Here is a 7,396-nt window from a genome sequence, read left to right on the forward strand (position 1 = left end):
CCTGCCGGGGCTCAGGCCCTCAGGCGCAGCCCCTTCGGGGTGGCGAGGAACCCGGCCGCCTCCAGGACCCGGCCCAGCGGGGAGGTGAGGGAGGAGACCCCGTTCGTCCGCTCCACCGTCACGGTGCCGAGCGCACCGGCGCGGGCGGACGCGGCCAGGGCCTCGGCCGCGGCCGGCAGCGCGGGGGACTCGGGGTCGGAGGGCCAGGCGAGCAGGGACTTGCCGCCCCGCTCCATGTACAGCGTGAGCTCGCCGTCCACGAGGACCACCAGTGCCCCCGCCTTCCGCCCCGGTTTGTGGCCCGCGCCGTCCGGGGACTCCGGCCACGGCAGGGCGGCACCGTATGCGTTGGCCGGGTCGGCCGCGGCGAGCACCAGGGCCTGGGGCACGGTGCCCGGGTCCCTTCGGTCGCGGGCCGTGGCGGCCGCCCGCAGCCGGTCCACCGCACCGTCCATCGCGAACTGGGCGGCGCCGAGGCCCTCCACCACATAGCCCCGCCGGGCCTGACCGCTGTCCTCGAACGCGGCCAGGATGCGGTACGTCGCGGAGAAGCCGCCCTCCACCCCTTCGGCCTGCACCGCGCCTCGGGTCACCACACCGTGCCGGTCGAGGAGGGTGCGGGCCAGGGCGTGGGCGCGATGGGTCGGTTCCGGTTCGCGCGGGGGCAGCAGGGACCAGCGGCCTGAGACCGTCGGGGGACCGGTGCGGGAGGCGGGCCGGGCGGCCGCGGTGAGGGAGCCGTACCGGCCGCGGGGCACGCTGCGCCGGGCGCGGTGGGCGGTGGAGCCCGCTGTCCGCCCGGAGCCCAGCAGGGAGCGCAGCGGGGCGAGGGTGTCGTTGGTGAGCCGGCCCGACCAGGCCAGCTCCCAGAGGGCGTCGGCGAGCTGCTGGTCGGAGCAGTCCGGGTGGGTGGTGGCCCGGACCTGGTCGGCGATCTGCCGGAAGAACAGGCCGTAGCCGCCGGAGAGGGTGGTGAGCAGGGACTCGTGGAGCGCCGACAGCTCCAGCGGGTGCGGGGCGGGCAGGAGCAGGGGCGCGCTGTCGGCGGGGTGGAGGGAGAGCCAGCCGTCCTTGCCGGGCAGCGCTCCCGCACCGGCCCAGATCACCTCGCCCGTCGTCGTCAGCTCGTCGAGCATCGCCGGGGTGTAGCCCATGACCCGGCTCGGCAGGATCAGCTTCTCCAGGGCCGAGGCGGGGACGGGCGCCCCCTGGAGCTGTTCGACGGCACGGGCCAGCCCGTCGATGCCCCGCAGGCTGTTGGAGCCGAAGTGCTGCCACTGGGGGAGGAAGGAGGCGAGCGCGGCGGGCTCCACCGGCTCCAGCTCCTGGCGGAGCGCGGCCAGCGAACGGCGGCGCAGCCGGCGCAGCACCGTGGCGTCGCACCACTCCTGGCCGATGCCCGCCGGGTGGAACTCGCCCTGGACGGTCCTGCCGGAGGCGGCGAGCCGTTGCAGCGCGCCGTCCGTGACGGAGGTGCCGAGCCCGAACCGCTCGGCGGCCCGTGCGGCGGTGAACGGGCCGTGCGTCCGGGCGAAGCGGCCGAGGAGATCGCCGAGGGGGTCCTTCACCGGCTCCGTGAACGCCTCGGGAACACCGACCGGGAGCGCCGTGCCCAGGGCGTCGCGCAGCCTCCCCGCGTCCTCGATCGCCGCCCAGTGGTCGGCCCCCGCGATCCGGACCTGGATCGCCCGGCGGGCCGAGGCCAGCTCCGGCGCCCAGGAGGGATCGGCGCCCCGCTCGGCCAGCTCGGCGGTGGTGAGCGGGCCGAGCATACGCAGCAGGTCGGCGACTCCTTCGACGTCCTTGATCCGGCGGTCCTCGGTGAGCCACTGGAGCTCCCGCTCCAGCTCGGTGAGGACCTCGGGGTCCAGCAGCTCGCGCAGCTCCGCCTGGCCCAGCAGCTCGGCCAGGAGGTGGGAGTCCAGGGAGAGTGCTGCGGCCCGCCGTTCGGCGAGCGGTGAGTCGCCCTCGTACAGGAACTGGGCGACGTAACCGAAGAGGAGGGAGCGGGCGAAGGGCGAGGGTTCCTGGGTGGTGACCTCGACCAGGCGGACCCGGCGCGCCTCCAGGTCCCCCATCAGTTCGGTGAGCCCGGGGACGTCGAAGACGTCCTGGAGGCATTCGCGGACGGCTTCCAGGACGATCGGGAACGAGCCGAACTCGGAGGCCACCTGGAGCAGCTGGGAGGCGCGCTGGCGCTGCTGCCAGAGCGGGGTGCGCTTGCCGGGGGAGCGCCGGGGCAGCAGCAGGGCGCGGGCGGCGCACTCGCGGAAGCGGGCGGCGAACAGCGCCGAGCCACCGACCTGGTCGGTGACGATCTGCTGCACCTCGCCCTGGTCGAAGACGACGTCGGCGGCGCCGACCGGCGGCTGCTCACTGTCGTACGAGAAGGCCCCCGGCGCCGGTCCGCCGCTCCCCTCGTCCGTGGTGGGCGGGGCGTCGAAGTCGAGCAGGTCCAGGCCCATCATGTCCGCGTCGGGGAGCCGCAGCACGATGCCGTCGTCGGCGTGCATGACCTGCGCGTCCATCCCGTACCGCTCACCGAGCCGGGCGGAGAGGGCGAGCGCCCAGGGGGCGTGCACCTGGGCGCCGAAGGGGGAGTGCACGACGACCCGCCAGTCGCCCAGCTCGTCCCGGAACCGCTCCACCAGGATCGTCCGGTCGTCCGGGACATGGCCGCAGGCCCGGCGCTGCTCTTCCAGGTAGGCCACGATGTTGTCCGCCGCCCAGGCATCCAGCCCGGCGGCGAGCAGCCGCAGCCGGGCGTCCTCCTCGGAGAGCCCGCCGATCTCGCGGAGGAACGCCCCCAGGGCGCGGCCGAGCTCCAGGGGGCGGCCCAGCTGGTCGCCCTTCCAGAACGGAAGCCGGCCCGGGACCCCCGGGGCGGGGGAGACGAGGACCCGGTCCCGGGTGATGTCCTCGATCCGCCAGGACGTGGTGCCCAGGGTGAACACGTCGCCCACCCGGGACTCGTAGACCATCTCTTCGTCCAGCTCGCCGACCCGGCCGCCGCCCTTCTTCGGGTCCGCGCCGGCCAGGAAGACCCCGAAGAGGCCGCGGTCGGGAATGGTGCCGCCGGAGGTGACGGCGAGCCGCTGCGCGCCGGAGCGGCCCGTGACCGTACCGCCGACCCGGTCCCACACCACCCGGGGGCGCAGCTCCGCGAAGGCGTCGGAGGGGTAGCGTCCGGCGAGCATGTCGAGCACGGCCGTGAACGCCGACTCGGGGAGCGAGGCGAACGGGGCGGCCCGGCGGACCAGGGCCAGCAGGTCGTCCGCCTGCCAGCTGTCCAGCGCCACCATGGCGACCAGCTGCTGGGCCAGGACGTCCAGCGGATTGGACGGGATGCGCAGCGCCTCGATCGCCCCGGTCCGCATCCGCTCGGTGACGACGGCGGCCTGCACCAGGTCGCCGCGGTACTTCGGGAAGACGACGCCGGTGGAGACCGCGCCGACCTGGTGCCCGGCCCGGCCCACCCGCTGGAGGCCGGAGGCGACGGAGGGCGGGGACTCGACCTGGACCACCAGGTCGACCGCGCCCATGTCGATCCCCAGCTCCAGGCTGGAGGTGGCCACCACGGCGGGCAGCCTCCCCGCCTTGAGGTCCTCCTCCACCTGGGCCCGCTGCTCCTTGGAGACCGAACCGTGGTGAGCGCGGGCCAGCAGGGCGGGGGCGCCCCGGGCCGCGCCGGACTGGGCCATGATCTCCGCGGGGGCGTGGGCCTCCGGCAGGGCGGCGATCTCCGGCAGGTCGGGGGCGGGGTTGTCCGGGTCGAAGGCGGTGCCCGTGGCCCGTTCGTACGCGATCTCGTTCAGCCGGTTGCACAGGCGCTCCGCCAGCCGGCGCGAGTTGGCGAAGACGATGGTGGAGCGGTGCGACTGGACGAGGTCGGCGATGCGCTCCTCGACATGCGGCCAGATCGAGGGCTTCTCCGCCTGGGCGGCGTCCCCGTCGGTGGCGGGCGAACCGCCCAGCTCGCCCAGGTCCTCGACCGGGACGACGACCGAGAGGTCGAACTCCTTCGTGGACGGCGGCTGGACGATCTCCACCTTGCGCTGCGGTGAGAGGAAGCGGGCCACCTCCCCGACCGGCCGGACCGTCGCGGAGAGCCCGATCCGGCGGGCGGGCCGGGGCAGCAGCTCGTCCAGGCGCTCCAGGGACAGGGCGAGGTGGGCGCCGCGCTTCGTACCGGCGACCGCGTGCACCTCGTCGAGGATCACCGTCTCGACGCCGGAGAGCGCGTCCCGGGCGGAGGACGTGAGCATCAGGAAGAGCGATTCGGGCGTGGTGATCAGGATGTCCGGCGGCCGGGTCACCATGGAGCGCCGCTCGGCGGGCGGGGTGTCACCGGACCGGATGCCCACCCGCACCTCCGGCTCCGGCAGACCGAGGCGCACCGACTCCTGGCGGATGCCGGTGAGCGGGGAGCGCAGATTCCGCTCCACGTCGACCGCCAGCGCCTTGAGGGGGGACACGTACAGCACGCGGCAGCGCTTCTTCGCCTCGGCGGGCGGCGGGCCGGCGGCCAGCCGGTCCAGCGAGGCGAGGAACGCGGCCAGCGTCTTGCCGGAACCGGTCGGCGCGACCACCAGCACGTCACTGCCCTCGCCGATGGCCCGCCAGGCACCTTCCTGCGCGGTGGTGGGCGCGCTGAAGGCACCGGCGAACCAGCTGCGGGTCGCGGGGGAGAAGGCGTCGAGAGCGGAGCCGGTCATGTCCCCCATCGTGCACCCCGCCACTGACAACGGGCCCGCGACACCGCCCGGCACCGGAGCCTCACCCTGCGTCGCGCGACCGGGACCTGCGAGAATGCGGTCATGGCGGGATCGGACCGGGCGAAGGAGTGGGCGCGGCACTGGACATACGCGGAGCTGCCCGGCCTCGACCTGCTGCACGCCCGCTACGTCCGCCACACCTTCCCCCGCCACAGCCACGAGGGGTACGTGTTCGGCGCGGTCACCCGGGGCGTGGAGGACGTGGGGCTGCCGGGCGGCACGGTGCAGGCGATCCCCGGCACCGTCGTGATGATCAACCCGGAGGTGCCGCACACCGCCCGCCCCGGCCGGCCCGAGGGCTGGGTGTACGACACGCTCTACCCCTCCGCCCAGGTGATCAACGACATCGCGGCCGACGTCATGCCCCTGCGCGGCACGGTGGGGTTCGACGAGACCCGCGTGACCGACCCGTACGCCGCCCGGCTGATCACCCAGGTGCACCGGGCCGCGGAGGAGGGCAACGCGCTGGCCGCCGACAGCCTGCTGCGGGTCCTGGTCGTCCGCCTGCTCACCCGGCACGGCAGCTCGCTCCCCGGCGTGAGGCCCCGGGCCGGGGGCGCGCGGGACGCCGAACGCGCCCGCCTCGCGCTGGAGGGGCGGATGGAGGCGCCGCCCACCCTGGAGAGGCTCGCCGCGGAGCTGGGCACCAGCCCGTTCGCGTTGCTGAGGGCCTTCAAGAAGGAGTACGGGATGCCGCCGCACACCTGGCTCACCGACGCCCGGGTGCGGCGGGCCCGCCGGCTGCTGGACGCGGGCATCGCCCCGGCCGAGGCCGCGGCCGCCGTCGGCTTCACGGACCAGCCGCACCTCAACCGGCACTTCACCCGGATCGTGGGGGTCCCACCGGGCGCGTACCAGCGCGAGCGCGGCGTGTACCGGCGCGGACGGGACGTGTCCTAGGGCGACGTGTTCCGGGGGCCGCTTCTGGAGACGACGCGCGTAGGAGGCGGTCCCAGGGGCGATGTGTCCCGAGGGCCACTTCTGGAGACGACGCGCGCAGAAGGCGGCTTTAAGGGGCGACGTGTTCCGGAGGCGGCTTCTGGGGGCGACGTGTTCCGAGGCCGACTCCCAGGGGCGATGCGAACGCGCAAGAACGTACAAGACCGGACCTCGACCGTCCCCGTAACGTGCGGCACGTGGCAGAACAGACAGCACCCCCAGAGAGCACCGGCGCGACCGGTGCCATATCCGCCGGGCCGCCCGGCCCGGCGGCGCCCGACGCCCGACCGGGCAGGCCGGACGCCGCCGTGGTCCGGGACGCACTCGCCGTCGGCATCGCCGTCGGGCTCTCCGGCTTCGCCTTCGGCGTCACCGCGGCCGGCTCCGGGCTCAGCCTGCTCCAGATCTGCGCCCTGAGCCTCTTCGTCTTCACCGGCGCCTCGCAGTTCGCCCTGGTCGGCGCGTTGGCCGCCGGCGGCAACCCGTACACGGCGGCGGCCGGAGCGTTCTTCCTGGGCGTCCGCAACGCCTTCTACGGATTGCGGCTCTCGCAGCTCCTGGCCCTTCCGCGCGTGGCACGTCCCTTCGCCGCCCACTGGGTGATCGACGAGACGACCGCGGTCACCGTGGCCCAGCCCGACCGGCGGTCCGCGCGCCTCGGCTTCACGGTCACCGGGCTCACCCTCTACGTGCTGTGGAACCTCACCACCCTGGTGGGTGCGATGGGGGCCGAGGCGCTGGGTGACACCGAGGCCTGGGGCCTGGACGCGGCCAGTCCGGCCGTCTTCCTCGCACTGCTCGCCCCGATGCTCAAGAGCACCACGGAACGTGTCACCGCCGGTCTCGCGGTGCTGCTGGCCCTGACTCTGCTGCCCGTCCTGCCGGCCGGCGTGCCGGTCCTGCTGTCCGCGCTCGCGGCACCCGTCGTCCTCTTCCTGATGGGGCGGCGCAAGCGGGGGCCCGGCACAAAGGGCGGCATGGCGGCGCGGGGGGAGACGGATCAGCGGATGACGAAGAAGAAGGGCGGGCGGGACTCGTGAACGTCTGGATAGCCATCGGACTGACCGCGGCGGGCTGCTACCTCGCCAAGTACGCGGGCCTGCTGGTCCCCGCGGGCGCGCTGGAGCGACCGCTCGTGCGGCGGCTGGCGACCCTGCTGCCGGTGGCGCTGCTGGCGGCCCTCACCGCACAGCAGACCTTCGGCGACGGGCAGCAGCTCGTCCTCGACGCCCGGACCGCCGGGCTCGCCGCCGCGGCGCTCGCGCTGGTCCTGCGCGCCCCCTTCCTGGTGGTCGTCGGCGCGGCCGTGGTGGTCACGGCGGGCGTTCGCGCACTGGGGTGAGGGCCGGGGCCGCGCCGTCCGTCCGGTCAGCCGAGCGGGCGGCCGTAGGCCCGTAGCGTCTCCAGGGCCCTGAGCGTCACCAGGGGCCTGCCCTCCAGAGCGGTCCCCGGCGCCCACTGCCGCCAGGTCACCGGCCAGCCGCCGTCCTCCTGCTGCTCGGCCGCCAGATGGCCGAGCGAGCGCTCCAGCTCCTCGTCGGTGAACCAGCGGCGGGCCAGCGACCCGGGCGTACGGGCGTAGTCGTGCGGGAAGTGGTGCTCGCCGCCCGTCCTGCCTGGACGGTATTCTGGCGTTTTAGAGGTGAACAACGTGGAGCTTTTATCTGGCGCTGAAATGGTCG

4 protein-coding genes and 1 pseudogene are annotated in these 7,396 nt (G+C 74.8%); 3 read left to right on the forward strand and 2 right to left on the reverse strand.

The genetic code is table 11. The features are described 5' to 3' along the window. Window positions 1-11: 11 nt before the first annotated feature. Window positions 12-4,715 carry a DEAD/DEAH box helicase gene (locus AB0917_RS23325; protein WP_366821559.1) on the reverse strand — a complete coding sequence of 1,568 codons (4,704 nt, stop codon included), beginning with the start codon at window positions 4,713-4,715 and terminating at the stop codon, window positions 12-14. Between the two features lie 102 nt (window positions 4,716-4,817). Here AB0917_RS23325 and AB0917_RS23330 point away from each other — a divergent pair, with 102 nt between their 5' ends. The 3 genes from AB0917_RS23330 (at window position 4,818) to AB0917_RS23340 (ending at window position 7,056) form a co-directional block, all read left to right on the forward strand. Continuing rightward, window positions 4,818-5,675: an AraC family transcriptional regulator gene (locus AB0917_RS23330; RefSeq protein WP_366821560.1), complete on the forward strand. Its 858-nt coding sequence runs from the start codon at window positions 4,818-4,820 to the stop codon at window positions 5,673-5,675. A 236-nt stretch (window positions 5,676-5,911) separates the two neighbouring features. Next, on the forward strand, window positions 5,912-6,754 hold the full coding sequence (locus AB0917_RS23335; protein WP_366821561.1) for an AzlC family ABC transporter permease: 843 nt from the start codon (window positions 5,912-5,914) through the stop codon (window positions 6,752-6,754). Beyond that, on the forward strand, window positions 6,751-7,056 hold the full coding sequence (locus AB0917_RS23340; RefSeq protein WP_366821562.1) for an AzlD domain-containing protein: 306 nt from the start codon (window positions 6,751-6,753) through the stop codon (window positions 7,054-7,056). Before AB0917_RS23335 ends, AB0917_RS23340 begins: the two co-directional genes overlap by 4 nt. Window positions 7,057-7,082: 26 nt before the next feature. On the opposite strand, the pseudogene AB0917_RS23345 reads toward AB0917_RS23340, so the two are convergent. Next, window positions 7,083-7,396, reverse strand: a pseudogene (locus AB0917_RS23345) (hypothetical protein); the annotation flags it as partial.

The organism is Streptomyces sp. NPDC007346 (genome assembly GCF_040703535.1).
Lineage (GTDB): Bacteria > Actinomycetota > Actinomycetes > Streptomycetales > Streptomycetaceae > Streptomyces.